Here is a 23,287-nt window from a genome sequence, read left to right as displayed (position 1 = left end):
AGTCATAATGATCGTCGGCGGCTCGCCAACGCAAAAGGCTGCGGGATTGGTTCCCGCAGCCTTTATCTTTGATCTTTCGCAGAACGGTCCGTGTGCGCGATCAGCGCGAATGCGCACCGCTCAACTGGCCGACCGCGTCGTCCTGACGCGAGGGACGCAGCGCATAGGCGCCGTCGCCGAGCAGGGCCTGCGCAAGCAGCGCGATGGCCCAGAAAGCGGGATATTCCCAGCCGCCCTTCGGGTTGTTGAAGAAGAAGCCGGCCGCACCGTGCACGGTGAAGATGGCGCCGAGCAGGATCGGAATGCCGGCGAGCGCGGCATAGCGGGTCCACACACCGAGGATCAGGGCGACACCGCTCAGCACCTCGACGGTCATCACGAGATAGGCGAGCTCGGGCGGAAAGCCGAGGCTGCCGAAGAACTTTGCGGTCCCGGCCGGGGTAAAGACGAACAACTTCAAGCTGGCATGGGCGAGAAACAGCGCGCCCAGCGTCACGCGCAACACCAACGCCGCATAGGGCGCGGTACGGGAATCGATCATGATGGTCTCCTTTGATAGCCGCCTTATGATCTATTCTCATTTCGGTGATAATCTGCTATTTTGGAAGAATAGTTCACACCCAGAGAGTGAGATTATTGCTCGACCGCCTGACCAGCCTGGAAGTCTTCGCCAAGGTGGCGTCAGTTGGCAGCCTGTCCGGTGCTGCGCGGACGATGGGCCTGTCGCAGACCATGGTCACCAAGCACGTTGCCTCGCTCGAGGGTCGCCTCGGCATCAAGCTGTTCCATCGGACCACGCGCCGGCTGTCGATCACCGAGGCCGGGCGCAGCTATCTCGAATCCTCCGAGCGTATCCTGGCTGACATGGAAGCCGCCGACGCCGCGGTCGCCGCCGAACGGGTCGAGCCGCGCGGACTGTTGCGAATCAACGTGCCGGTGGTGTTCGGCACACGGCAGATCGCGCCGCTGCTCGGTGATTTTGCCGAGCGCTATCCGAAGGTCACGACGGAGCTCGGCCTCAACGACCGGTTGGTTGATCTCGCCGAGGAAGGCTGGGACCTTGCGATCCGCATCGGGCGCTTGCGCGACTCCAGCATGGTGGCACGGCGGCTGGCACCGAACCGCCTCATGGTCTGCGCCGCGCCGTCTTACCTCGCCAAACACGGCGCTCCGCGCACCGTCGCCGACCTCGCAGCCCATAACTGCCTCGGCTATACCCTGTCGCAGCAAGCAAGCGCCGCCGAATGGCTGTTCGGTGCGGACGGCGAGATCCGCGTCCAGGTGAGCGGCAACCTCCGCGCCAACAATGGCGATGCGCTGCGCGCCGCGAGCCTCGCCGGTCTTGGCCTCGCGCGGCAGCCGACCTTCATCATCGCCGATGATCTGCGCGCCGGGACCCTGGTGGCGCTGCCGCTCGACCAGCCGGAGGTCCAGTCGTCGGCGGTGCATGCGGTCTATTTACCCGATCGTCGCCCACCGGCGAAGGTCCGCGCGTTCATCGATTTCCTGGCGGCGCGCTTTTCCCCGGAGCCGCCCTGGGATCGCGGACTGTTCTGAAGACGCTGCGACGCAAGGGGCATCTGCGGCAGGAGAGCCCGCAATTTGCTGCGCGGGCGCTGCTGTAGTTTGATGCCGGAAGATTGTCGTTCGGGGATTCGAACTGATGGCGCACGACGCTCCCACTGCCAAATCATGGCCGCTGTTTCGGTCGCTTGCGTCCTATTCGCTGCCGGGAGACCTGATGGCGGGCCTGACGCTGGCCGCGATCGCCATTCCCGAACAGATGGCGACGGCGCGGCTCGGCGGCTTCGCACCGCAGATCGGCTTCTTCGCCTTCATGGCGGGCTCGCTGGGCTTCGCGCTGCTCGGCAGCAATCGCTTCCTGTCCTGCGGCGCCGATTCCACGATCACCCCGATCTTCGCCGGCGGCCTTGCGGCAGTCGCCGCGACCGGCTCGCCGGAATATCAATCGCTTGCGATCGCGCTCGCGCTCATGGTCGGCGCGATGCTGGTCGCGAGCGGCATCTTCCGCCTTGGCGGCATCGCCAATCTGTTGTCGGTGCCGGTGATGGTCGGCTTCCTCGCCGGCATCTCCGTTCACATCATCGTTTCGCAACTGCCGGGTGTGCTCGGGGTGGAGGCGCCAGGCGGGCCGACGCTCGATCGCATCGGCACGCTGGCGCGCGAGCTCGGCCGGTCCAATCCCTACACGATCTTCATCGGCTTCGGCGTGCTCGCCGTCGTCTTTCTCGCCGAGACGATCAGCGCCAAGATCCCTGGCGCGTTGATCGGGCTGGTCGGGGCGACGCTGGCCGTGATCGGGGCGGGGCTCGAAGCCAAGGGCGTGAAGGTGGTCGGCACCGTCCCGGGCACGCTGCCGATGCCGACCTTGCCGGAGCTTGCGCCCGAGGCGTGGGTGCGCCTCGTACCGCTGGCCTTCGTGATCACTGTCGTCGTGATGGTCCAGACCGCGGCGACCACGCGATCGTTTCCCTCCGATCCCGACAAGCCTGCCGACGTCGACCGCGATTTCCTCGGCGCCGGCGCCGGCAGCCTGCTTGCGGGCGTATTCGGCGCGTTTCCGGTGAATGCCAGCCCGCCGCGCACGGGCATCGTGGTCGAGACCGGCGGACAGTCACAGCTGTCGGGCCTTGCCGCAGCGCTGATCGTGCTGGCGCTACTCGCTTTCGGCACCGGGCTTTTGCAGCACGTGCCGGACGCGGCGCTCGGCGGCATCCTGCTGTTCGTCGCGCTGCGGATTATCCGCCTCAAGCAGATCGCGACGATCTATCGCCAGTCCTTCAGCGAGTTCCTGCTGATCCTCGCCACCGCCGCGCTGATCATCGTGCTGCCGATTCAGCAGGGCGCGTTCCTCGGCATCGTACTGTCGCTGCTGCATGGCATCTGGAGCACGACGCGCGCGAAACTCGTCGAGTTCGATCGTGTGCCCGGCACCACGATCTGGTGGCCGGCACATCCGCACATTGCAGGCGAGCGCCTACCGGACGTCGCCGTGATCGGATTGCAGGCGCCACTGTCGTTTCTCAATGCGCCTGCCTTCCGCAACGACGTGGCAAATCTCCTCAAAGACTCCGCGCCGAAGCTGCTGGTGTTGGAAGCCAGCGGAATCGTCGAGATCGATTTCACCGCAGCGCAGGTCCTGCTGGACATTTTCCGCGCCTGCCGCGAGCAAGGCGTCACCGTCGCGGTGGCGCGGCTGGAATCGGTGCGCGCGCAGAACGCGTTCGAGCGCTTTGCCATCTTCGATATCCTGCCGCGGGACCACATCTTTCACAGTGTGAACGAGGCCGTGGGCTCGCTCGCCAAATAGCTGTTATCACAGCCCAAGCGCCGGATAGTCCCGCTGCGCGGCCTCCCGAATCCAGCCCGCCTGGATCGCGCGATAGAGGATCTGCGCGGTCTTCATGTCGTCCGCCTTCATGCAGAGATCGATGATGCGGCGGACAGCGTCGTCGCGCATCAGATCGTCCGAGATCTTCATCGCGATCTCCATCGCGGTGCGCGCCGCGCGTTCATAGCGCTCGCTTTCGCGCTTGCGCTGCTTCTCCAGCGATTTTCGGCCGTGGCCGGCAGAGCCGCCAACCAGTTCCGCGCTCGCGGATGCGGACTGGCAGATGTTGCGGATACGGTCGGCAGCCTCGATGTCGCCGATCGGCCACTGGACCGGCTCATCCCAGATGTCGGACGGCTTTTGCCTCGCGAACCAATTCATCGCCCCGCCACCCGTGGTCTTGCAGTCGCGCCAGCATATTGAATCCGATCGAAATCGGCGAGGCGGATTTTTCCGCCATGCCGGCTGGCTTGCGGCGCGCTCAGGAGGTGCGCCGTGGCCCGATCGCTTCGAACTGCGCCTTCTGCTCGTCGTTCAGCGTGGCATAGAAATCTTCGAGCGCAGATCGCACCGATTTGACGCCGTCGAGCATCGTCTCGAGCCGCTTGCGGCTCGCGGCCATGCGCGCCGGCGGCGTCATCACGTCGCTGGGCTGGCAGGCCGACTTGAGCGACGCGCTGACGTTGGCGCTGGTATCCTGGAGCACTTGCAGCGCGGCGCGCTGGGTGTCGTCGGGATGAAGCCTCGCTTCGATTTCCGCGCCGGGCCAATCGAGCCCGCTAGGCGAACCGCAATTCTGCACCAGGGATGAATTGGCGTTGCCGGACGCCGTCGCGCGGCGCTGGTCTTCGGCCAGAGCGTTGAAGCGCGCCTTCTGCTCATCAGTGAGCCCGCCGTAGAATTTGTCGAGTGCGGGCTGCACGAGATCGACGGCCTTCACCATTGCTTCGACGCGCTGCTGCATGGCCGCGAGCCGGCCGGGCGCCGTCGCCGCGACCTGCGTTGGACATGACGTGCGGATCAACTCGGCCGCCTGGATCGAGGCATTGCCGAGCGCGTCGAGATCGGCGCCCTGCGCATCCGTCGGCTGCACAGCATCCGCGATCTGGTCGATCGGCAGGCCAATGATCTCGCGGCGATCGCTGCCGCAGAGCTGATCGAGACCGACGCCTCTCGCCTGCCGTCGTCCGTATGCACGTCGCGGCAGATAGGTTGCGAGGCCGTCATAGCCGTAAGGGCCGAAGATGCCGGCATAGATGTCGGGATAGCCGTAGCCCCAGAAGCCGAGACCATCGCCCCAGATCGTGTAGTCGTAGAGGTCGTTGTAGGCGAACGGCCAGAACAGCGGTCCCACCCAGCCATAGAAGCCGCCGGGATGCTGCCACCATCCGCTGCTTGCGCCATGCCAGCCGGCGAGTGCGGCAGCGGCTGCGATCTGGGCCCGCGCCGCCGGATTGCTGATCAGCCGGCCGTTACGGAAGGCACTGGAGTGGACGTTCAGCGCATTGCGGAAATTCGCAGGACGCACGGACGCATTGCGGATCTGACCGAAGCTCGCCCCGCCATGTCGGGCGCCGGTCGCGAACCTCGCCCCACCATGATGCCCGCCGCCGAAATGTGCGTGGCCGAAGCCATGACCGCCGAAATGGCCGCCGCCGTGATGACCACCGCCATGCCCGCCGACGTGATGTCCACCACCATGTCCACCGCCATGACCACCACCGCCATGACCACCACCACCATGGCCACCGCCGCCGCCCTTCGCCAGAGCCGCACCCGCCAATATGCAGGCAAGCCCTATTGCGGCAATTCCAATGACCGGTCGCAACATCGCATCCTCCCGAAGGTGCCGCACCATTGAGGCATCGGAACATGTCGGGAATTGGAACCGGCCGGCTTGCCGAAAGTTCCCGCGACGGAGCTACGCCGCCGGCACGATCTTGCCGGGATTGAAGATGTTCTGCGGATCGAGCGCCTTCTTCAGCGCCCGCATCGCATCGAGCGCTTCCGAGCCGAGCTCGGCCTTGAGATATTTCTGCTTGCCCTGCCCGATGCCGTGCTCGCCGGTGCAGGTGCCGTCCATCGCCTGCGCGCGCTCGACCAGGCGATGCATGAACTCCTCACCGCGCGCCATCTCGTCCGGATCGTCGACGTCGCAAAGCAGCGAGCAGTGGAAATTGCCGTCGCCGACATGGCCGACGATCGGCGAGATCAGCCTCAGCCGCTTCAGATCTTCTTCGGTCTCGTTGACGCAATCCGCAAGGCGCGAGATCGGCACGCAGACGTCGGTTGCGACCACACCGGCGCCGGGCCGCAGCGCCTTCACCGACCAATAGGCATCGTGCCGCGCCTGCCAGAGTTTCGTGCGATCCTCGGGCTTGGTGGTCCAGGAGAAATCGCCACCGCCACAGTCCTTGGCGATCTCGCCGAACGCCTTGGACTGCTCGGCGACTTCGATCTCGCTGCCGTGGAATTCCATGAGCAGGAGCGGCGTCTCCGGCAGCGTCAGTTTGGAATAGGCATTGCAAGCCTTCACCTGCGCCGCGTTGAGCAACTCGATGCGCGCCACGGGAACACCGGTCTGGATGGCCAGGATCACCGCCTGGCAGGCGCCATGCACCGTTTCAAAGGAAACGGCGCCGGCCGCGATCATCTCTGGTATGCCGCGCAGGCGGATGGTGAGCTCGGAGATGATGCCAAGCGTGCCTTCGGCGCCGATGAAGAGATGCGTCAGGTCGTAGCCGGCGGAAGATTTCTTCGCACGTGTGCCGGTCGTGATGATCTCACCGTCGCCGCGCACGACCTTCAGCGCCAGCACGCTCTCGCGGATGGTGCCGTAGCGCACCGCGTTGGTGCCGGAGGCGCGCGTCGAGGCCATGCCGCCGAGAGATGCATCCGCGCCGGGATCGATCGGGAAAAACAGGCCCTGGTCGCGCAGATGTTCGTTGAGTGCCTTGCGCGTCACGCCGGGCTCGATCACGCAGTCGAGGTCCTCGGCATGCACCGCGAGCACCTTGTTCATGTCGCGCAGGTCGATGCAGATTCCCCCCGCCGGCGCATTGACCTGACCCTCGAGCGAGGTGCCGGTGCCGAACGCAATCACCGGCACACCATTCTTGGCGCATATCCGTACCACGTCCTGGATGTCTTTCGTCTCCTGCGCCATCACCACGCCATCCGGCGGCTGGTTGGCGAGCCACGTCGTGGTGTGGCCGTGCTGCTCGCGCACGGCCTGCGAGGTGATGAAGCGATTGCCGAAGCGCGCGGTGAGCGCTTCCAGCGCACTGGCCAGGGCTTTCGGCTCGGGCCGCGGCGGATTATTGGTGATGGTCATACCCACGGACATTCCTCCCGACAGGAGACCGTGGCAAAGGACATATGGCGGGTCAAGTCAAGGGACCCGACACATGTCGGCAAGGACATGTCGGAAAGGACATGGCGGGAAGGAAGATGACGCAGAGAGCTGCCCCTGGAGATGCCACGCTCACGCCCGAGCCGTTCCGTTCCTCGATCATGCAGATCGAGCCGCAATGGATCGACTATAACGGCCATCTCAACATGGCCTATTACAACGTGATGTTCGATCGGGCGATCGACCAGCTCTGGCTGAAGCTCGGGATCGGGCCGACCTATATGAAGGAGCGCCACGGCTCGACCTTCACTGCGGAATGTCACGTGCGCTATCTGCGCGAGATCCATCTCGGCGATCCCGTGCAGATTTCGGTGTGGCTGCTGGAGGCCGACGACAAGCGGCTGCACACTTTCGAGGAGCTGCGCCACGCGACCGAAGGCTGGCTGTCGGCCACCTCCGAGAACATGTCGCTGCACATGGACATGACCTCGCGAAAAGTGGCGCCTTTCCCGCCCGACATTCGCGAACGCATCGCCTCCGTGGTCAAGGACCACAGCGCGGTGCACAGGCCCGAGGGCATCGGGAGAAACGTCGCGATGCCCTCGAAGCGGCAGCGCTAGACCCTGGTGCGGCCGCGCGCCAATCCGAACACGGCCGAGATCAGGAACAGCACGACCGCGATGAAGAAGATGACCTTGGCGATTTCGATCGAAGCGCCGGCGATGCCACCGAAGCCCAGGATACCGGCGATCAGTGCGATAACCAGAAACGTCACAACCCAGCCAAGCATGGTCAAAACCTCTGTTTCGATGTTTGTCTGCGATCGGCGCGGCCTCGCGCCACGCCGCGGTTGCACAGACAATCTCGACCTCGAAACGATGGTTCCGGACTGAGAGGGGCGGAAATTCGCCGAAGTGACTGGAACAAATCGGCCCTCGGCGTACGTGGAAAACCCCTCGCCGCCGCCCCATATAGGGGCTAATCCCTGTTATGAAGGCTCCCTTCCGCCACCCCGCGGTGCCATCGTGGGGCCACTGATTCGCATGACCGAGCCGAGCAAAATCACCTCTCACAGCGTTCCCGACCACCAGCCTGCGGCCGGCGGCATTGCCGCGCGCGCCCGTGCCTCGGTGGGCCCGAAATATCTGACCGGCCTCAACCCCGAGCAGCGCGACGCCGTCGAGACGCTGGACGGCCCGGTGCTGGTGCTCGCCGGTGCCGGCACCGGCAAGACGCGCGTGCTCACCACGCGCATCGCCCATATCCTGAGCCAGGGCCGCGCGCGTCCCGGCGAGATCCTGTCGGTGACTTTCACCAACAAGGCCGCGCGCGAGATGAAGCACCGGCTCGGCCAGATGCTGGGACAGGCGGTCGAGGGCATGCCGTGGCTCGGCACCTTCCACTCGATCGGCGGCCGGATCCTGCGGACGCACGCCGAGCTCGCGCAGCTCAAGTCGAATTTCACCGTGCTCGACGTCGACGATCAGGTGCGGCTTTTGAAGCAGCTCCTGCAGGCCGAAAGCATCGACGACAAGCGCTGGCCGGCGCGCATGCTGGCCGGCCTGATCGACGGCTGGAAGAATCGCGGCCTTGGCCCGACGCAGGTGCCATCGGGCGAAGCCGCGATGTTCGCAAACGGCAAGGGCGGCAAGCTCTATGCGAGCTACCAGGAGCGGCTGAAGATCCTGAACGCCGCCGATTTCGGCGATCTATTGCTGGAGAACATCCGCATCTTTCGCGAGCACCCGGACATTCTGCGGCAGTACCAGCAGCGCTTCAAATTTATCCTGGTCGACGAATACCAGGACACCAACGTCGCGCAGTATCTGTGGCTTCGGCTGTTGTCGCAGGCGCCGTCCTCCAGCTCGTCATTGCCCGGCTTGCCCCGGCAATCCATCGATTCTTCGCAAGATGGATCACCGGGTCTCGACGCTTCGCGTCGGCCCGGTGACGACGAGAAAAATGATACGGCGCCTATTCCTGCAAGCGAAAGAGCCCACGTCAAAAACATCTGCTGCGTCGGCGACGACGACCAGTCGATCTATGGCTGGCGCGGCGCGGAGGTCGACAACATCCTGCGCTTCGAGCACGACTTTCCCGGGGCCAAGGTCATCCGGCTCGAGCGCAACTATCGCTCGACCGGCCACATCCTCGCCGCCGCCTCGCATCTGATCGCGCACAACGAAGGCCGGCTCGGCAAGACGCTGCGGACCGAGGACGAGGACGGCGAGAAGGTCACGGTCACCGGCGCCTGGGATTCGGAAGAGGAAGCCCGCGGCATCGGCGAGGAGATCGAGCAGCTCCAGCGCCAGGGCGACAAGCTGAACGAGATCGCGATCCTGGTGCGCGCGTCCTACCAGATGCGCGAGTTCGAAGATCGTTTCGTCACGCTCGGCCTGCCCTATCGCGTGATCGGCGGCCCGCGTTTCTATGAACGAGCCGAGATCCGCGATGCGCTGGCCTATTTGCGCGTCATCAACTCGCCCGCCGACGATCTCGCCTTCGAGCGCATCGTCAACACGCCCAAGCGCGGGCTTGGCGATGCCACCGTGCAGATGCTGCACGATCATGCCCGCAAGCGCCGCATTCCGCTGTTCGAAGCTGCGCGCGCCGTGGTCGAGACCGACGAGCTCAAGCCGAAGGCGCGTGGCTCCTTGCGCGACCTCGTCACGCAATTCGATCGCTGGCGCGCTCAGCGCGAGGTGACTGCGCATACCGATCTCGCCCAGATCGTGCTCGACGAGAGCGGCTATACCGAGATGTGGCAGAAGGACCGCTCGGCGGATGCCGCGGGGCGGCTCGAAAACCTCAAGGAGCTGGTGCGCTCGATGGAGGAGTTCGAAAACCTGCAGGGGTTCCTCGAGCACATCTCGCTAGTGATGGATCGCGACGGCGGCGCCGAGGAAGATGCGGTGTCGCTGATGACGCTGCATTCGGCCAAGGGGCTCGAATTCGACAACGTGTTCCTGCCGGGCTGGGAGGAAGGCCTGTTCCCGAGCCAGCGCACGCTGGACGAACAGGGCCGCGCGGGTCTCGAGGAAGAGCGTCGGCTCGGCCATGTCGGCCTCACCCGCGCCCGCCGCCGCGCAAAACTCTATTTTGCGACCAACCGCCGGATCCATGGCACCTGGTCGACCACGATCCCCTCGCGCTTTCTCGACGAACTGCCGGCGGCCAATGTCGAGATCACGGAATCCAAGGGCGGCTCGGCCTGGGGCGGTACCGGCGGCTACGGCGCCTCGCGCTTCGACGACATGGAAGCCTTCGGCTCCAGCTATTCGACCCCGGGCTGGCAGCGCGCTCAAGCCAATCGCAACCGTGGCCAGGGCGGCCGCAACGGCGGCGGACGCGGCGGCTTCGAGGAGGAGCCCTCGCCATTTTCCGCCGCGCCCGATTTCGGCGGCAGTTTTTCGTCGCGTCGCCGCGGCCCGATGACGATCGAAGGCGAGCTGGTGGCAAAATCGACCGGCACGACGTCCGAATTCTCGATCGGCGACCGCGTCTTCCACCAGAAATTCGGCTACGGCCGTGTCGCCAAGATCGACGGCAACAAGCTCACCATCGCCTTCGATAAGGCCGGCGAGAAGAAGGTCGTGGACAGTTTCGTGCAGCGGGCGTGAGGGCGCGGACTGTTGCGGCGGCGTTACGCCACCGGCTTTCCTTGCTCCACGCCCCTTGACCATCGCGAACTTCCCCGTATCAGATGCGGCATGATCCGGGGCTTCATCACATTTTCCGTACTCGCATTTGGCATGCCGTCGCTTGCAGCAGCCGAGACGATGAGCTTTGGCGATGCGATCGGCATGCTGGCCAAGAGCTGCGGTGCGGAGATTGTGGCCAATTGCCGCGGCGTGAACCCGGATTCGACGCGACTGAAGGAATGCCTGTCGCGCAACCGGGACGTCATGTCGCCGCAATGCCAGACCGATTACCTCGCGGCCTTCGACGCGATCCAGAAGCGGGTTGCCGCGCGCGTGACGGTCGCGAACGCCTGCCAGCGCGAGATCGTCAAGGTCTGCGGCGGCTCGACCAAGGAGACCAGCAAGTCGATCCCGTGCCTGATCTCGACGCCGAAGGGCATCAGCAACAACTGCCTGAAGGCGGTGGACGACGCGGGGTATCGCTGATGCGCGCGGCCGGGCTCACCCTGCAATCCATCGGTCTTGCCCTGATGCTCGCGGCAGGCCCCACGAGCGCGCAGACGGCGCCGCCGACGCGGGACGACATCGTCGCCAAGCTCAACCATTTCGAGCAGGCGCCCGATTTCGATCTGGCGGCGCTGAAGCAGCAGGTGATGGAGCGTGCGAAGACGCGGATCAAGAACGATCCGGGTCCGGTCAACCGCCCGCTGATCGCGCCCGACCTCGCGAGCCTGCCCGCCTTCAACGCGCAGATCCAGTTCGATGACGACACGCCAATCATCCAGCCGGGGTCCTATCAGGCCGTCGGCCGCATCGCCGACGCGCTGGTTCACGCCTCGCTCCTGCCCTACACCTTCTTGATCGTGGGCCACGTCGAATCCAATTCGAAGACGCGCGAAGCAAACGCAATCTTGAGCCAGCGCCGAGCCGATGCGATCCGCGACGTGCTCGCCAACACGTTCAAGATCTCTGCCAAGCGCATCCAGTCGATCGGCCTTGGCGAGGAGCAATTCCTCGACCGCGCGCGGCCGACGTCGTCGGCAAACGGGCAGATGCAGATCCTGACGCTTGCAAAGCTCCCTGAGGAGCAGGCCAGCCAGCCGGCTGCACCCAAACCTGCGGCGCCGGCCAAGAAGCCGGCGAAAAAACGCTAGTCGATTGCATCGGGGCGGTGCTCGGAACCCCTTGAACCCCTGACTGTTTTCTCGTGTGCAGGCCGCCTCGAATACCTGCTCTGCGCGACAAATGCGCCGGTTTGTGCAGGGGGCCCTCAGATGCTATAGGCTTGGCGCTTTCTCCGACCTGCATCCTCAGTGAGACCAAGATGGGTGGCTTTTTTCAGCGCCAACTTGCCGTTTATGTCGAGTATCATCGCGATCCCCGGAACACGGCGATGCATGTGATCGGTATTCTCTTGCTGTTCACGGGTGCCGTGATGCCGCTGACGCTGGTGACGGTGCCGCTGTTCGGTTTCGAATTCAGCCTTGCGCTGATTCTGGCCTTGCCGGTCCTCATCTATTGGCTGTTGCTGGATGTCGCGCTCGGAACGGGGATTCTGGCCGTGTCGATTGTGCTGTTTTCAATCGCGACGACCATTGCGGCGCAAGTCAGCACCGTGGCGATGTGGGCAATTTTCGCCACGCTGGTCGCGCTCGGCTTCGCCGCACAGGCCATCGGCCACAAGGTTTTTGAGGGGCGCGAGGCCTCGTTGTTCACCTTTCCGTCTCATCTTTTGCTTGGACCGATGTTTGTAATGGCGAAATTATTCATTGCGTTGGGTTTTCGTCGTGACCTTGCCGCGATTCTCGCGCCTGTTCCGACCAATTCCCTTTCGACCCGATAAGATTCCAGAGCGGAACAGCAGCAACGTTCTTCATGACTCTCGTACTGGTTACCGGTGGCAGCGGCTTCATCGGACATCATCTTGTAGAAGCGCTCCGCGGCAGAGGGCAGCGGGTGCGCGTTCTCGATGTGCGGCCGCCGGCCGCGCCGTGTGCTGACGTCGACTACGTCGCGGGCTCGGTGCTCGACGGCGAAGCGGTCGATCGCGCGCTCGCAGGCGTCGATCAGGTCTATCACCTTGCCGGCCTGCCCGGCATGTGGGTCGCCAACAAGCAGGATTTCCACGAGGTCAATTGCCGCGGCACCGAGGTCGTGCTGAGCGCCGCGCAGCGCCGCGGCGTGTCGCGCTTCGTGCACTGCTCGACGGAATCGATCCTGTTCCCCTACTCGCAGCTAGGCGGCATTCCCGCCGAGGAGGCGCTGCAGCCGGTCGACGCGATGCCGGGCGCCTATACGCGATCGAAGTCGCTTGCCGAACACTGTGCGGCAAAAGCCGCGGCGGCGGGCTTTCCGCTCATCATCGGCACACCGACCATGCCGATCGGGCCGGTCGATCACAACCTCACGCCACCGACCGCGATGCTGTGGTACTTCCTGCAAAAGAAGGTGCAGCCGCACATCAACTTCCTCGTCAACCTGGTCGATGTGCGCGATGTCGCCATGGGCCTCGTGCTCGCGATGGAGCGCGGCCGCATCGGCCAGCGCTACATTCTCGGCGGCGACTGCGTCCGGCTCGGACAGATCCTGCGCATGATGTCGGTGATCAGCGGCCGCAAGCAGTACCCTATCGCGGTGCCCGGCAGGCTCGCCGAGCTTTCGGCGATCATGCTCGAATACATCTCCGACCACGTCACGCACCGGCCGCCCAACGGCACCGGCGAAGGCGTGCGCATCGCGCTTGCCGCCAGCGACCTCTCGATCGACAAGGCGCGCACCGAGCTCGGCTATGCGCCGCGCCCGGTCGAGCCGGTACTGCGCGAAACCATCACCCATCTGCTCGCACGCGGCGGCCTGCAAACGCAGGCCGGCATCGAGCGTCACGCGCTCAGCTCGCGCGCGAGCTGAGCCCAAGCCCTAAGCAAGAACCTTTCCGCATGTCCTTTGATTTCAGCAAGCTTCTCTCCTTCGCCTGGGGTGGCTGGACCACGACCTGGCCGACCAAACTCCTGGCGCTGATCTGGCTCGCCTGGCTTGCGAGCTGGGTGGGAGCCTCGTTCTGGCAGGGCCGCACCCAGAAGCAGGTGATGACGCTGGACTCGCAACGCTATCGCCTGCCGATCCTGATCGGCGGCATCCTGTTCACCCCGTGGACCGCGGAAGTGCTGAACGAGAAGCCGTTATGGGTGTTTGGCGAGACCGGCGTCTACATCGCGGCGCTCGTCGTGCTCGCCGGCATCTCCTTCACCTGGTGGGGACGTCTGCATCTCGGCAAGTTCTGGTCGAACACCATTACCCACAAGGAAGACCATCGCGTCATCGACACCGGTCCGTATGGCATCGTGCGTCATCCGATCTACACCGGCCTGATCGCCGGCATGCTCGCGACCGGCATCGCGGTCGGCACGGTGACGGCAATCCTCGGCGCCATCCTGATCTCGCTCGGCATGTGGCAGAAGGGCCGGATGGAAGAAGTCTTCCTGTCCAAGGAACTCGGCGAAGACGCCTATGGCGCCTATTGCCGCCGCGTCCCGATGATCATTCCGTTCCTGTCGCCGCGGTAACATCTGCGCGCTGCCTTGGCCGCCTGACATCCGGTTCCGGCGGAACGAATCGTCGCACCCGGACATTCCCTTTCATTCAGCGAATGGAGAATGGGAATGAGGAAGTATCTCTTCGCAACAGCCATGGTCGGCGCAATGGCGGTTCCCGCACTCGCGGACGAGGTGGGCGTCGGAGTCCACGCCGGCCCGGTCGGCGGCGGCGTGACTGTCGGTGAGTCCCACGAATACCGGGACCGCGATCGTGATCGCACCACCATCATCAAGCAGCGCGAGCCGCGTGAGGACAGGACGACCGTTATCAAGAAGCAGAATGAGGACGGCAGTCGCGAAAAGACCGTCATCCATCACGACAACGACTGACGCAAAGGGCCCGCTAAGCGGGCCCTTCTTTATTTTTGCAGCCTTTTGTGAGCGCCAGCGTCCGGGCTCAGCGTACCGATTTGGGCGGAGCGTCGGCCGCCTGCGCCGGCATGGCCGGCAGCAGATGACGCGGGATGACAATGTCTTGCGCGGCGGCAAGCGGCGCGCTTTCAGACAATCCGTTGGCCTGCGCGAGCGACCAGACCGGCACGTGATACTGCGCGGCGATGCGATCAAGCGTGTCGCCGGCACGCATCGGCAGCTTCACGCCCGAGTCCCATAATTCCACCGGCGTGTCGCCGGGGACGAGATAGCGCAGCGGCACGGGCTCGCCCTGCGCCTGCGCCGGCACGCGCGGCAATTGCGCGACCATGTCCACGATCTGGCGATGGATGTCTTCGGACTTCTCGATGTTGATGTGCGTGACGCGCTTGTTCTGCTTCAGGTCGAAGCTGGCATAATGGCCGCGATAGCCGGGCTCTGCGACCACGTCGCCGCCGCCGAGCACGCTGTCGGACAGATAGATGTTGATGAAGCGCTCCACGTTGAGCGGTACGTTTCCGGTCGCATGCGCGGGATCGATGGTGATGACGAGACTGACCGGAATCTTCTCCTCCGCGAACACCTCGGCGAAGATGATCGAGCACAGGCCACCCATGGAATGACCGATCAACACCACCGGCGCAGGCTCTTCGCGGTAGGACGAGATCGCCCGCCGGGCAATCAGCCGGCAGAGCGTGAATTCGTAGACGTCGGCCTTGAAGCCGGCCTCGGTCAACCGCTCCGCGAGGCGGTCCATGCCGGTCGAGAAGATCGGTCCCATGGCGCCGCGGAAGAGGTAGACGCGCGGCGATGGCCCGGGCTCGGCCTCAGCGGGCAGCGGGGGTGGCTGCGGCAGTGACGGCAGTGCCGCGATCGCGGCCGCCTTCTTGGGCTTTGCCGGCGAAGCGACCGCCATGGCGGTAGAGACGGCGAGAAGCACGCCGGCCGCCAGCAGGACCACTCGCCTCAAAACAACCATGCGTCCTGCAATCCCATCGCGGGAAGCCGGGCGCCTCCCTATTCCGGCCTTACTGACCATCGATTTGGCAGAATTTGGGGCACAAAGCCTGCTCAATCGCGCGCCAACGCCCAGCGTTCGCCTGCCGCTCACCTATCGAGAACCGGCGATACGTCTGAACCAGTCATCCAGAAGCGCCTTCTCGTAGCCGTGGCGGCCACCCAGGCGGCCGGAGGGATTGCTCAGATAGTTCATGTCGCTGAGATTGTCCTCGCCGCTCGTCGTGCGCTTGCCTCCGCCGCTCAGCCTGTAGCGCAGCCTGATGCGCGGCGGCGTGACGTCGCGCATCACCCGCACGTCCGAGCCTCGCCCCCGCGGCTCGTCCTGGCCGGCAAGATCGATATCCAGAACATCGATGCTCAGATTCTGCCCCGGCGCGAGAAGCCGCCTGCCCAGTGTTTCGAGATAGCCGCGAAACTCCGCCAGCGTGGCCTCGCGCGATCCGCCACCGTAAGCATCCGCGTCGGTGTACCGCTCAGGATTGATGAAGCGGACCTTGACTCCGGCAACGCCTGGCGACGGACTGAGCAACGCAGCCATCAGCACGGCTGCGGCAATCAATCTCCGGATCATGTGAGCCTCGCATTCCGAACGCGTTCAGTCGCAGCTTCCCCGCAAAGCTCCGGAACGCCGGAATTGACATCGATATTCCGTTTCGGCACTTAGAATCGTTCAATCGGGCCGCTGATCCCTCTCGCCTGATCATCTGGCAGCGTGATCGGCCCCTGACGCTCGTATCCGAGATCGCCCCATGAAGACGCCATCCTATATCGAACCGCTTAGCGGCACGCTCTATCCGCTGGACCAGCCCCGCTGGTGCTCCGACGACCGCAAGCCGCTGATGGTGACGCCGCTGCGCGGCATCTCGCGCGACGAGATCGATCGCAGCCTGCGCTCGCTATGGCGCTATCGCGCGGCGCTGCCGGTCGATATCGCGAGCCCGATCTCGATGGGCGAAGGATGCACACCCCTCGTCCAGAAGGCGTGGGGCGAATTGCGGCCCTACTTCAAGCTCGAATGGTTCAACCCGACGGCCAGCTTCAAGGATCGCGGCACCACGGTGATGCTGTCCTTCATTCGCCAGCTTGGCGTCAATGCAGTGCTCGAGGACAGCTCAGGCAATGGCGGCGCATCGGTCGCCGCCTACGGCGCCGCCGGCGGAATGAAGATCAAGATCCTCGCGCCCGCGTCGACCTCTCCGATGAAGATCGCGCAGGTGCGCGCTTATGGAGCGGACATCCAGCTCGTGGAAGGGCCGCGCGAGGAGTCGGAGGCGGAAGCGATCCGCCAGTCCGGCAACATCTTCTATTCGAGCCACAACTGGCAGCCCTTCTTCCTCGAAGGCACGAAATCCCTGGCTTACGAGATGTGGGAGGATTTCGGCTATTCGGCCCCCGACAACATCGTCGTTCCCGTCGGTGCCGGCAGCAGCCTGCTCGGCTGCTATCTCGGCTTCAAGGAACTGCTCGCGGCAGGGCAGATCGCGCGGATGCCGAAACTGTTCGCCTCGCAGCCACTGAACTGCTCGCCGCTCGATGCGAGCTTCACGGCTGGCGTCGATACGCCCGTGGCGCGCGAGGTCCGTAAGACCATCGCCGAGGGCACCGCGATCAAGAGCCCGCTGCGCCTGCGTCAGATGGTGGCGGCGCTGAAGGAAACCGGCGGCGGCACGGTGGCCGTCCCCGAAGAGGGCATCGTCGCGGGACTGAAGAAGCTCGCGGCCACGGGCCTGTTTCCCGAGCCGACATCTGCAATCGCTGCCGCCGCGCTCGACGAGCTCGCCCGGCGCGACGCCATTCGCCCGAACGAACGCACCGTCGTCGTCATCACGGGGACCGGGATCAAGGCGGCGTCGCTGATCACCGAGATCCTCGGCTAGCGCCGAGGACATCCAGATAACGCGCGGCGGGACTCGCCTAGTTCCGCGCCGGTGCCGTCGCCGCGGCAGAGCGTGCGACCGGCCTTGCCATACGCGGCTCGGCCTGCGGGGACGCAGGCGCGCGCGAGCGCATCACCACGGCATCGATCTCGGCGATCACGCGGCGCTGGATCAACTCGTTCTTGTCGATCGTGATGTGGCCGGCGCCGGAGCCGCGCACGTCGACATTGTCGAGCTTGCCGCGGAAGCCATCCGCCGCGCGCACAGGCTCGCCGGGACCGTCGCCGATATAGAGGTTGATGTAGCGCTCGGCGCCCGTCGAGAGCTTGGTCTTGAACACGGAGTCGAGGCCGATCGCGAGCTTCACCGGCACGCCGAGGCGATTGAGCTTGGCGATCATGTCGGGCAGCGCGGTCGCACCCGAGGAATGCCCGACGAGAATGATGGTCTTCAGCCGGCCGGCCTTGTAGGCGGCGGCGGCCTCATCCGCGAGCGAGGACCAGGAAACGAAGTTCGCAACCGTCACCGGGATGCCTTGCGCCTCGAGCCGCGAGCCGATGGTGTCGAGCCCGAGCGAGAAGATGTTGAGCACGCCGCGCAGGAGATAAACATGCGTGGTCGCGGCTGCCTGGCTCGGCGCCGCCTTGGCGCTCGTCGGGCTCATGGCAACAGCTGACAGCAGGAGCAGGCACGTCGCCCACACGCGGATGGCGGACAACTGGCTGGTGCCGGCTGCGTAACGGCCGTTCGGTCTCATCGATCTTTTCCCTGGGAACAATACGCTTCGCGATTGAGCGGAATCGTAGCCATGGCCCGCTCGCAGACGCAACAAAGAGCCTCGTGAACAACAATCTTAGCCGCGGCCCGTGGCTGTTGCGCAACAGTTGCCCGAAACCTGCCACCGAAGGGGCTGTTTTGAGACCATTTTTCTCCTGGGAATTGCGACCGGGCAAGGGCGTTCCTATTTCAGGGCTCCGCTGACCTTGCCCCCATGGTTCCAGCCTCCCATCTCCCAGCCCTCCGGCCATCATGTCCTCCATCATCTCCGTCGCCAACCTGTCGAAGACCTATGGGTCCGGCTTCAAGGCGCTGAAAAACGTCAATCTCGACATCAAGCGTGGCGAGATTTTTGCGCTGCTCGGCCCCAACGGCGCCGGCAAGACCACGCTGATCTCGATCATCTGCGGTATCGCCAATCCGAGCGAAGGCAAGGTCTTGGTCGGCGGCGAGGACATCGTCAGCTCCTGGCGCAAGGCCCGCTCGCTGATCGGGCTGGTGCCGCAGGAGCTGCACACCGACGCATTCGAGAGCGTCTGGGCAACCGTGAGCTTTTCGCGCGGCCTGTTCGGCAAGCCGAAGAACCCGGCCCATATCGAGAAAGTGCTGAAGGACCTCTCGCTCTGGGACAAGAAGGACAACAAGATCATCACGCTTTCCGGCGGCATGAAGCGCCGCGTGATGATCGCCAAGGCGTTGTCGCACGAGCCGCAGATCCTGTTCCTGGACGAGCCCACCGCCGGCGTCGACGTCGAGCTGCGCAAGGGCATGTGGGAGGTGGTGCGCGGCCTCCAGCAATCCGGCGTCACCATCATCCTCACCACGCATTACATCGAGGAAGCCGAGGAGATGGCCGACCGCATCGGCGTCATCAACAAGGGCGAGATCGTGCTGGTCGAGGACAAGGCCACCTTGATGCAGAAGCTCGGCAAGAAACGGCTGACGCTGCACCTTGCGCAGAAGATCGACGCCCTGCCGGAGAGTCTGGCGCCCTACGCGCTCGAGATTTGCGAAGGCGGCGCGATGCTGGTCTACGACTACGACACCAAGGGCGAGCGCACCGGCATCACCAGCCTGCTCGGCGACCTTCGCAGCGCCGGCATCCGCTTCTCCGACCTCGACACCACGCAATCTTCGCTCGAGGACATCTTCGTCGACCTCGTGAGGACGTCATGAATTTGCACGCCGTTCGCGCCATCTACCTGTTCGAAATGGCGCGCACCTGGCGCACGCTGCTGCAAAGCATCGTCTCGCCGGTGGTCTCGACCTCGCTGTATTTCGTGGTGTTTGGCGCCGCGATCGGATCACGCATCGACCATGTCGAGGGCGTCAGCTACGGCACGTTCATCGTGCCGGGCCTCGTGATGCTGTCGGTCTTGACCCAGAGCATCGCCAACGCCTCCTTCGGCATCTACTTCCCGAAATTCGTCGGCACGATCTACGAGATCCTCTCGGCGCCGATCTCGTATTTCGAGATCGTGCTCGGCTATGTAGGAGCGGCCGCAACCAAGTCGATCATCCTCGGCCTGATCATTCTCGCCACCGCCGGTCTGTTCGTTCCGCTGCACATCCATCATCCGATCTGGATGCTGACCTTCCTCGTGCTGACCGCCGTGACCTTCAGCCTGTTCGGCTTCATCATCGGCATCTGGGCCGACGGCTTCGAGAAGCTCCAGATGATTCCGATGCTGGTGGTGACGCCGCTCACCTTCCTCGGCGGCAGCTTCTACTCCGTCAACATGCTGCCGTCGGGCTGGCGCACCGTCGCGCTGCTCAATCCGGTGGTCTATCTGATCTCCGGCTTCCGCTGGAGTTTCTACGAGATCGCCGATGTCAGCGTCGCCTTGAGCATCAGCATGACTGCCGCCTTCCTGGTGATCTGCCTCGTCATGATCGGCTGGATCTTCCGCACCGGCTATCGGCTGAAGAATTGACGTCTGCCGTCATTCCGGGGCGTGCCAAGCACGAACCCGGAATGACGACGATCTGGAGCCGTCACCTGTAGCAATGGAAGTGGTGGTAGCCGTCATAGTAGCCGCGGCAGCGATGGCGCCAGCCGTGATGGGGTATGCCGAACACGCCCTCGACCGCGCCCACGGCGCCACCAACGCCAGCCCCAACCGCACCTCCAACCACGCCGCCAACAGGCCCGGCGACGCGGTTACCTTCATAGGCACCTTCCTGGGCGCCGCGGACGATGCCCTGGGTGTGTCCGGGCTGCGGCAGCGCGAGGAGAGCAAGCAGGAGGCTCGCGGCAAAAAGCAGGCGGAAAGGCAAACCGGCCGGCAATGCGGCCGCGGTGAAGCGAGCTTTGTTCATCTCGATATCCCAGGGATGGACCGGCGAATTGGCCGGAGAAGGCAGGCAGTCTGAAACGCCGCTGCGGCCGAATGGTTGCGCATCCATGACGAATTGGCGACGCGCCGCGCTCGCGAAAATGTCAGCGGCGCACGCGCGGATTCGTGATGAAGCCGCCTTGCTTACGCCCGGCGCCAAGTTAACGATGGCCAATGCGGGCCACTGGAACCGAAACCTGATTGCGGGCATAGTACACGCCGGGGGACGGAGAGCCGCGGCGCTTTCGCGAACAGGCCGGAGGCCAGAAGTAAAATGCGTACCTTATTTATTGCAATCGTCTCATTGATGCTTTTCAGCGCCGGCAGCGCGCAGGCCAAGGTCGACATCACCATCGACAAGGACAATCAGCGGATGACCGTCGCGGTCGACGGCGTCGCGCGATATCACTGGCCGGTCTCCACCGGCATCCCCTCCCGCGAGACGCCGAATGGCTCGTTCCGCGCCTTCCGCATGGAAGAGGATCACTACTCCAAGGAATTCGACGACGCGCCGATGCCGCACTCGATCTTCTTCACCAAGATCGGGCATGCGATCCACGGCACCGATTCGGTCGGCCGGCTCGGCACGCCGGCGTCCCATGGCTGCGTGCGGCTGTCGCGCGAGAACGCCTCGACGCTCTACGCACTGGTGCAGGAGCAGGGCGTGCTCAACACCACGGTGACGCTGACCGGCTCGGCGCAGGTGGCCTTGATGCGCAATCCGCGCGGCCGCGGCACCAGCGCGGTGGCGCGCGCGGCGCAGCCGAACGGCGACCAGTACAGCGCGGCCGGCGAACCCGTCGATCTGACGCCGCAGGCGCAGTTTGGCCGCCGCGCGATGCCGCAGGACGACGGCTATATCTATCCGGCCGACGGCAGCGACACCGGCGCGCGCTATCCGGCACCGCGCGGCTCACGCCAGGTCTATGACGCCCAGGTCTATCAGCCGCAGCGGCAGTACCAGACCTACGATCCGAGCTATGGACAGCAGGGCTATTATTATCAGCAGCCCCGCCAATATTATCAGCCGCGTACCTATTACAATTATCAGAACTGACGGTGCGGATTGCCGGCACCATCTGAACGCGGCGGCGCCGCGTTCAATCGCCTTACGCTCTGCATCGACGAGGGCGCACGCAACGGCTCGCGCAGCGATTGCCATCACAATTAATACCCCATGCCGTGAACCTGAGAAGAGTTGCCGGCGTCATACGGTGGCCGCCGCAAGAAGCCTGCGGACATGAACGACAAATCTGGCGATGAGCGACCCTGCCCCCGATCGTATCACACTGAAATTCAACATGACTGCCGACGACAATGCCCGCCACACGGCGGCCATAGGGCGGCGCAACCGGAGCTGGCTGGGATTCACATTCTGGGCTGCAGCCTGGTTCGGCGCAATCCCCGTCGCACTGCTATTCCGGTTGCAGGCTACTGACCGTCAACTCGACGCCGAAGCGATCGAGATGGTAGGTCACTACAGCCTGTACGCATACACACTTGGCATGCTCGCCGCCACCATCGGGAGCTCCATCGCGCTCCGCATCTTCAGAAGACGATATTTCGAGGCGGCGGGGGACCCCAAGGAATTCAGGACGCTCGAACTCGACCTGACCGGGCTCACCGTGACGGCCACGGGGGTGCAGTACAGATACGAATGGACCCGGATCCGTCAGTGCACGCGCGAGAGGGGCCTTCTCCTGATGTGGATCACGCCCTATTCAGCGGTGGCGATTCCGGATCGGAGCTTTGCCGATGCCGCCGCCTACGACGCGGCCTTTGCGTTTGTCCGCGCGCGCCTGCGCGACGTCAATGCGGCGAATGCGCCAGCCCAAGGGGCAGATCGCCCTTGAAATGACCGGAGGCACACGGATAGAGCTGGAATGGTCAGCAAACGCGAACCATGCCGTGAACCCTGCCCTACCATGATCAAATCCCCTGTTGTCGCGATACTGTCTGCTTTCTGTTGTCTCGTTGCCGGAGAGGCCATGGCCTTCGATCTTGAAGCGCATCGCGGCGGGCGCGCGCTGCTGCCGGAAAACACCCTGCCCGCCTTCGCCAACGCGCTCTCGATGGGTGTCAACACGCTGGAGCTCGACGTCGGCGTCACCGCGGACGGCGAGGTCGTCGTGTCGCATGAGCGCGGCCTCAATCCGGATCTCGCGCGCGACGCCGCCGGCGGCTATGTCGCCGCGCCCGGCACGCCGTTCATCAAGCTGCGGCTCGACGATGTCAAAACGTATGACGTCGGCCAGATCCGCCCCGACAGCGCCTATGCCAAGCAGTTTCCCGAGCAGCGCGCTATACAGGGAACGCGCATTCCCACACTGAAGGAGTTGTTCGCGCTGGTCAAAAAATCCGGCAACACGCGCGTGCGCTTCAACATCGAGACCAAGATCGATCCGAACCATCCGGACGAGTCGCCGGATCCGCAGGCTTTTGTCGCGAAGCTCCTTGGCGTCATCGATGCCGCAGGATTTTCGAGCCGTGTGATGATCCAGTCCTTCGACTGGCGGACTCTGCTTCTGGTCCAGAAGCAGGCGCCGCAAATTCCGACCGTCTATCTGACGCTGCAGCAGGGCAAAGCGCCGACCAACGCGCTCGACAGGGCCACCGACTGGACGGCCGGCTTCAATCCGGCCGATCACGGCGGCTCGCTGCCGCGCACGATCAAGGCGGCCGGCGGCGCGGTCTGGTCGCCCTATTTCGGCGACGTGAATGCGGCGCTGGTCGCGGAAGCCCACGAGCTTGGCCTGCGCGTCGTGGTCTGGACCGTCAACAAGGCGGACGACATGGCGCGGATGATCGAGATCGGCGTCGACGGCATCATCTCCGATCGCCCCGACCTGTTGCGGCAGGTCGCCGGCGAAAAAGGCATCGCGCTGCCCGCGGGCACGCCGGTCAGCCCGTAGCCGCAAATGATCTCGTGCCCCGGACGCGGCGCAGCGCGTAGCGGTGCGCTGCAGA

26 protein-coding genes are annotated in these 23,287 nt (G+C 64.5%); 17 read left to right on the top strand and 9 right to left on the bottom strand.

What is annotated here, in order from left to right; translation table 11 throughout:
- Positions 1 to 100: 100 nt before the first annotated feature.
- On the bottom strand, positions 101 to 541 hold the full coding sequence (locus tag ACV1FX_RS15940) for a DoxX family protein (RefSeq protein ID WP_473118503.1): 441 nt from the start codon (positions 539 to 541) through the stop codon (positions 101 to 103).
- 95 nt (positions 542 to 636) lie between these two features.
- Between ACV1FX_RS15940 and ACV1FX_RS15935 the strand changes: the two genes are divergently transcribed.
- Both ACV1FX_RS15935 and ACV1FX_RS15930 read left to right on the top strand, forming a co-directional pair.
- Positions 637 to 1,557, top strand: a complete 921-nt coding sequence (locus ACV1FX_RS15935) for a LysR family transcriptional regulator (protein WP_473118502.1) — start codon at positions 637 to 639, stop codon at positions 1,555 to 1,557.
- A 106-nt stretch (positions 1,558 to 1,663) separates the two neighbouring features.
- The gene (locus ACV1FX_RS15930) at positions 1,664 to 3,331 is read left to right on the top strand and encodes a SulP family inorganic anion transporter (protein WP_473118501.1); all 1,668 of its coding nucleotides are present in this window, start codon (positions 1,664 to 1,666) and stop codon (positions 3,329 to 3,331) included.
- Between the two features lie 6 nt (positions 3,332 to 3,337).
- Here ACV1FX_RS15930 and ACV1FX_RS15925 read toward each other — a convergent pair whose 3' ends face one another.
- Positions 3,338 to 3,733, bottom strand: coding sequence for a hypothetical protein (locus tag ACV1FX_RS15925; RefSeq protein WP_473118500.1), 396 nt, complete (start codon positions 3,731 to 3,733; stop codon positions 3,338 to 3,340).
- A gap of 100 nt (positions 3,734 to 3,833) precedes the next feature.
- Complete coding sequence (locus ACV1FX_RS15920) at positions 3,834 to 4,880, bottom strand: Spy/CpxP family protein refolding chaperone (RefSeq protein WP_473118499.1); 1,047 nt, start codon at positions 4,878 to 4,880, stop codon at positions 3,834 to 3,836.
- 69 nt (positions 4,881 to 4,949) lie between these two features.
- On the opposite strand from ACV1FX_RS15920, the gene ACV1FX_RS15915 reads away from it, so the two are divergent.
- Positions 4,950 to 5,213 carry a hypothetical protein gene (locus ACV1FX_RS15915; protein ID WP_473118498.1) on the top strand — a complete coding sequence of 88 codons (264 nt, stop codon included), beginning with the start codon at positions 4,950 to 4,952 and terminating at the stop codon, positions 5,211 to 5,213.
- 60 nt (positions 5,214 to 5,273) lie between these two features.
- On the opposite strand, the gene ACV1FX_RS15910 is transcribed toward ACV1FX_RS15915, so the two are convergent.
- Positions 5,274 to 6,692 (bottom strand): FAD-binding oxidoreductase, encoded by a 1,419-nt coding sequence (locus ACV1FX_RS15910; protein WP_473118497.1) that lies wholly within the window; start codon positions 6,690 to 6,692, stop codon positions 5,274 to 5,276.
- A gap of 110 nt (positions 6,693 to 6,802) precedes the next feature.
- On the opposite strand from ACV1FX_RS15910, the gene ACV1FX_RS15905 reads away from it, so the two are divergent.
- A complete protein-coding gene (locus ACV1FX_RS15905; protein WP_473118496.1) occupies positions 6,803 to 7,324 on the top strand; it encodes a thioesterase family protein in 522 nt (173 codons plus the stop codon).
- On the opposite strand, the gene ACV1FX_RS15900 is transcribed toward ACV1FX_RS15905, so the two are convergent.
- Positions 7,321 to 7,494 carry a DUF1328 domain-containing protein gene (locus ACV1FX_RS15900; RefSeq protein ID WP_254103724.1) on the bottom strand — a complete coding sequence of 58 codons (174 nt, stop codon included), beginning with the start codon at positions 7,492 to 7,494 and terminating at the stop codon, positions 7,321 to 7,323. The genes ACV1FX_RS15905 and ACV1FX_RS15900 overlap by 4 nt on opposite strands.
- Before the next feature lie 253 nt (positions 7,495 to 7,747).
- Between ACV1FX_RS15900 and ACV1FX_RS15895 the strand changes: the two genes are divergently transcribed.
- The 7 genes from ACV1FX_RS15895 to ACV1FX_RS15865 all read left to right on the top strand — a co-directional run bounded on the left by ACV1FX_RS15895 (position 7,748) and on the right by ACV1FX_RS15865 (position 14,268).
- The gene (locus ACV1FX_RS15895) at positions 7,748 to 10,324 is read left to right on the top strand and encodes an ATP-dependent helicase (RefSeq protein WP_473118495.1); all 2,577 of its coding nucleotides are present in this window, start codon (positions 7,748 to 7,750) and stop codon (positions 10,322 to 10,324) included.
- 90 nt (positions 10,325 to 10,414) lie between these two features.
- Positions 10,415 to 10,831, top strand: coding sequence for a hypothetical protein (locus ACV1FX_RS15890; protein WP_473118494.1), 417 nt, complete (start codon positions 10,415 to 10,417; stop codon positions 10,829 to 10,831).
- The gene (locus ACV1FX_RS15885) at positions 10,831 to 11,499 is read left to right on the top strand and encodes an OmpA family protein (RefSeq protein WP_473118493.1); all 669 of its coding nucleotides are present in this window, start codon (positions 10,831 to 10,833) and stop codon (positions 11,497 to 11,499) included. Before ACV1FX_RS15890 ends, ACV1FX_RS15885 begins: the two co-directional genes overlap by 1 nt.
- A gap of 170 nt (positions 11,500 to 11,669) precedes the next feature.
- Entirely contained in the window at positions 11,670 to 12,188 is a 519-nt protein-coding gene (locus tag ACV1FX_RS15880; protein ID WP_473118492.1) for an Mpo1 family 2-hydroxy fatty acid dioxygenase, read from the top strand.
- A gap of 32 nt (positions 12,189 to 12,220) precedes the next feature.
- Entirely contained in the window at positions 12,221 to 13,252 is a 1,032-nt protein-coding gene (locus tag ACV1FX_RS15875; RefSeq protein WP_473118491.1) for an NAD-dependent epimerase/dehydratase family protein, read from the top strand.
- A 29-nt stretch (positions 13,253 to 13,281) separates the two neighbouring features.
- Positions 13,282 to 13,908 carry a methyltransferase family protein gene (locus ACV1FX_RS15870; protein WP_473118490.1) on the top strand — a complete coding sequence of 209 codons (627 nt, stop codon included), beginning with the start codon at positions 13,282 to 13,284 and terminating at the stop codon, positions 13,906 to 13,908.
- A 96-nt stretch (positions 13,909 to 14,004) separates the two neighbouring features.
- Positions 14,005 to 14,268, top strand: coding sequence for a hypothetical protein (locus ACV1FX_RS15865; RefSeq protein WP_473118489.1), 264 nt, complete (start codon positions 14,005 to 14,007; stop codon positions 14,266 to 14,268).
- Positions 14,269 to 14,335: 67 nt separating this feature from the next.
- On the opposite strand, the gene ACV1FX_RS15860 is transcribed toward ACV1FX_RS15865, so the two are convergent.
- Positions 14,336 to 15,289, bottom strand: a complete 954-nt coding sequence (locus tag ACV1FX_RS15860) for a LysM peptidoglycan-binding domain-containing protein (RefSeq protein ID WP_473118488.1) — start codon at positions 15,287 to 15,289, stop codon at positions 14,336 to 14,338.
- Positions 15,290 to 15,421: 132 nt separating this feature from the next.
- Complete coding sequence (locus ACV1FX_RS15855; protein ID WP_473118487.1) at positions 15,422 to 15,901, bottom strand: DUF3016 domain-containing protein; 480 nt, start codon at positions 15,899 to 15,901, stop codon at positions 15,422 to 15,424.
- Between the two features lie 178 nt (positions 15,902 to 16,079).
- On the opposite strand from ACV1FX_RS15855, the gene ACV1FX_RS15850 reads away from it, so the two are divergent.
- Entirely contained in the window at positions 16,080 to 17,207 is a 1,128-nt protein-coding gene (locus ACV1FX_RS15850) for a threonine synthase (protein ID WP_473118486.1), read from the top strand.
- Positions 17,208 to 17,244: 37 nt separating this feature from the next.
- Here ACV1FX_RS15850 and ACV1FX_RS15845 read toward each other — a convergent pair whose 3' ends face one another.
- Positions 17,245 to 17,964 carry a hypothetical protein gene (locus ACV1FX_RS15845; protein WP_473118485.1) on the bottom strand — a complete coding sequence of 240 codons (720 nt, stop codon included), beginning with the start codon at positions 17,962 to 17,964 and terminating at the stop codon, positions 17,245 to 17,247.
- A 272-nt stretch (positions 17,965 to 18,236) separates the two neighbouring features.
- On the opposite strand from ACV1FX_RS15845, the gene ACV1FX_RS15840 reads away from it, so the two are divergent.
- Both ACV1FX_RS15840 and ACV1FX_RS15835 read left to right on the top strand, forming a co-directional pair.
- The gene (locus ACV1FX_RS15840) at positions 18,237 to 19,160 is read left to right on the top strand and encodes an ABC transporter ATP-binding protein (RefSeq protein WP_473118484.1); all 924 of its coding nucleotides are present in this window, start codon (positions 18,237 to 18,239) and stop codon (positions 19,158 to 19,160) included.
- Positions 19,157 to 19,918, top strand: a complete 762-nt coding sequence (locus tag ACV1FX_RS15835; RefSeq protein WP_473118483.1) for an ABC transporter permease — start codon at positions 19,157 to 19,159, stop codon at positions 19,916 to 19,918. Before ACV1FX_RS15840 ends, ACV1FX_RS15835 begins: the two co-directional genes overlap by 4 nt.
- A gap of 61 nt (positions 19,919 to 19,979) precedes the next feature.
- On the opposite strand, the gene ACV1FX_RS15830 is transcribed toward ACV1FX_RS15835, so the two are convergent.
- Positions 19,980 to 20,303 (bottom strand): hypothetical protein, encoded by a 324-nt coding sequence (locus ACV1FX_RS15830; RefSeq protein WP_473118482.1) that lies wholly within the window; start codon positions 20,301 to 20,303, stop codon positions 19,980 to 19,982.
- Positions 20,304 to 20,594: 291 nt separating this feature from the next.
- Between ACV1FX_RS15830 and ACV1FX_RS15825 the strand changes: the two genes are divergently transcribed.
- The 3 genes from ACV1FX_RS15825 (at position 20,595) to ACV1FX_RS15815 (ending at position 23,232) form a co-directional block, all read left to right on the top strand.
- Complete coding sequence (locus ACV1FX_RS15825) at positions 20,595 to 21,377, top strand: L,D-transpeptidase (protein WP_473118481.1); 783 nt, start codon at positions 20,595 to 20,597, stop codon at positions 21,375 to 21,377.
- 244 nt (positions 21,378 to 21,621) lie between these two features.
- Entirely contained in the window at positions 21,622 to 22,173 is a 552-nt protein-coding gene (locus ACV1FX_RS15820; RefSeq protein WP_473118480.1) for a YcxB family protein, read from the top strand.
- A 135-nt stretch (positions 22,174 to 22,308) separates the two neighbouring features.
- Positions 22,309 to 23,232 carry a glycerophosphodiester phosphodiesterase gene (locus ACV1FX_RS15815; RefSeq protein WP_473118479.1) on the top strand — a complete coding sequence of 308 codons (924 nt, stop codon included), beginning with the start codon at positions 22,309 to 22,311 and terminating at the stop codon, positions 23,230 to 23,232.
- Positions 23,233 to 23,287: the final 55 nt, after the last annotated feature.

It is taken from the genome of Bradyrhizobium ingae (assembly GCF_055791185.1).
Note: the sequence above shows the minus strand (reverse complement) of the source record. Positions and strands in the feature narration are given on the sequence as shown.

Excerpts from the sequence above, each read along its gene's own strand:
- ACV1FX_RS15940 (WP_473118503.1), bottom strand. The coding sequence starts at position 541 with ATGATCGATTCCCGTACCGCGCCCTATGCGGCGTTGGTGTTGCGCGTG.
- ACV1FX_RS15930 (WP_473118501.1), top strand. The coding sequence starts at position 1,664 with ATGGCGCACGACGCTCCCACTGCCAAATCATGGCCGCTGTTTCGGTCG.
- ACV1FX_RS15925 (WP_473118500.1), bottom strand. The coding sequence starts at position 3,733 with ATGAATTGGTTCGCGAGGCAAAAGCCGTCCGACATCTGGGATGAGCCG.
- ACV1FX_RS15915 (WP_473118498.1), top strand. The coding sequence starts at position 4,950 with ATGATGCCCGCCGCCGAAATGTGCGTGGCCGAAGCCATGACCGCCGAA.
- ACV1FX_RS15905 (WP_473118496.1), top strand. The coding sequence starts at position 6,803 with ATGACGCAGAGAGCTGCCCCTGGAGATGCCACGCTCACGCCCGAGCCG.
- ACV1FX_RS15900 (WP_254103724.1), bottom strand. The coding sequence starts at position 7,494 with ATGCTTGGCTGGGTTGTGACGTTTCTGGTTATCGCACTGATCGCCGGT.
- ACV1FX_RS15895 (WP_473118495.1), top strand. The coding sequence starts at position 7,748 with ATGACCGAGCCGAGCAAAATCACCTCTCACAGCGTTCCCGACCACCAG.
- ACV1FX_RS15890 (WP_473118494.1), top strand. The coding sequence starts at position 10,415 with ATGATCCGGGGCTTCATCACATTTTCCGTACTCGCATTTGGCATGCCG.
- ACV1FX_RS15885 (WP_473118493.1), top strand. The coding sequence starts at position 10,831 with ATGCGCGCGGCCGGGCTCACCCTGCAATCCATCGGTCTTGCCCTGATG.
- ACV1FX_RS15880 (WP_473118492.1), top strand. The coding sequence starts at position 11,670 with ATGGGTGGCTTTTTTCAGCGCCAACTTGCCGTTTATGTCGAGTATCAT.
- ACV1FX_RS15875 (WP_473118491.1), top strand. The coding sequence starts at position 12,221 with ATGACTCTCGTACTGGTTACCGGTGGCAGCGGCTTCATCGGACATCAT.
- ACV1FX_RS15870 (WP_473118490.1), top strand. The coding sequence starts at position 13,282 with ATGTCCTTTGATTTCAGCAAGCTTCTCTCCTTCGCCTGGGGTGGCTGG.
- ACV1FX_RS15865 (WP_473118489.1), top strand. The coding sequence starts at position 14,005 with ATGAGGAAGTATCTCTTCGCAACAGCCATGGTCGGCGCAATGGCGGTT.
- ACV1FX_RS15860 (WP_473118488.1), bottom strand. The coding sequence starts at position 15,289 with ATGGTTGTTTTGAGGCGAGTGGTCCTGCTGGCGGCCGGCGTGCTTCTC.
- ACV1FX_RS15855 (WP_473118487.1), bottom strand. The coding sequence starts at position 15,901 with ATGATCCGGAGATTGATTGCCGCAGCCGTGCTGATGGCTGCGTTGCTC.
- ACV1FX_RS15850 (WP_473118486.1), top strand. The coding sequence starts at position 16,080 with ATGAAGACGCCATCCTATATCGAACCGCTTAGCGGCACGCTCTATCCG.
- ACV1FX_RS15845 (WP_473118485.1), bottom strand. The coding sequence starts at position 17,964 with ATGAGACCGAACGGCCGTTACGCAGCCGGCACCAGCCAGTTGTCCGCC.
- ACV1FX_RS15840 (WP_473118484.1), top strand. The coding sequence starts at position 18,237 with ATGTCCTCCATCATCTCCGTCGCCAACCTGTCGAAGACCTATGGGTCC.
- ACV1FX_RS15835 (WP_473118483.1), top strand. The coding sequence starts at position 19,157 with ATGAATTTGCACGCCGTTCGCGCCATCTACCTGTTCGAAATGGCGCGC.
- ACV1FX_RS15830 (WP_473118482.1), bottom strand. The coding sequence starts at position 20,303 with ATGAACAAAGCTCGCTTCACCGCGGCCGCATTGCCGGCCGGTTTGCCT.
- ACV1FX_RS15825 (WP_473118481.1), top strand. The coding sequence starts at position 20,595 with ATGCGTACCTTATTTATTGCAATCGTCTCATTGATGCTTTTCAGCGCC.
- ACV1FX_RS15820 (WP_473118480.1), top strand. The coding sequence starts at position 21,622 with ATGACTGCCGACGACAATGCCCGCCACACGGCGGCCATAGGGCGGCGC.
- ACV1FX_RS15815 (WP_473118479.1), top strand. The coding sequence starts at position 22,309 with ATGGCCTTCGATCTTGAAGCGCATCGCGGCGGGCGCGCGCTGCTGCCG.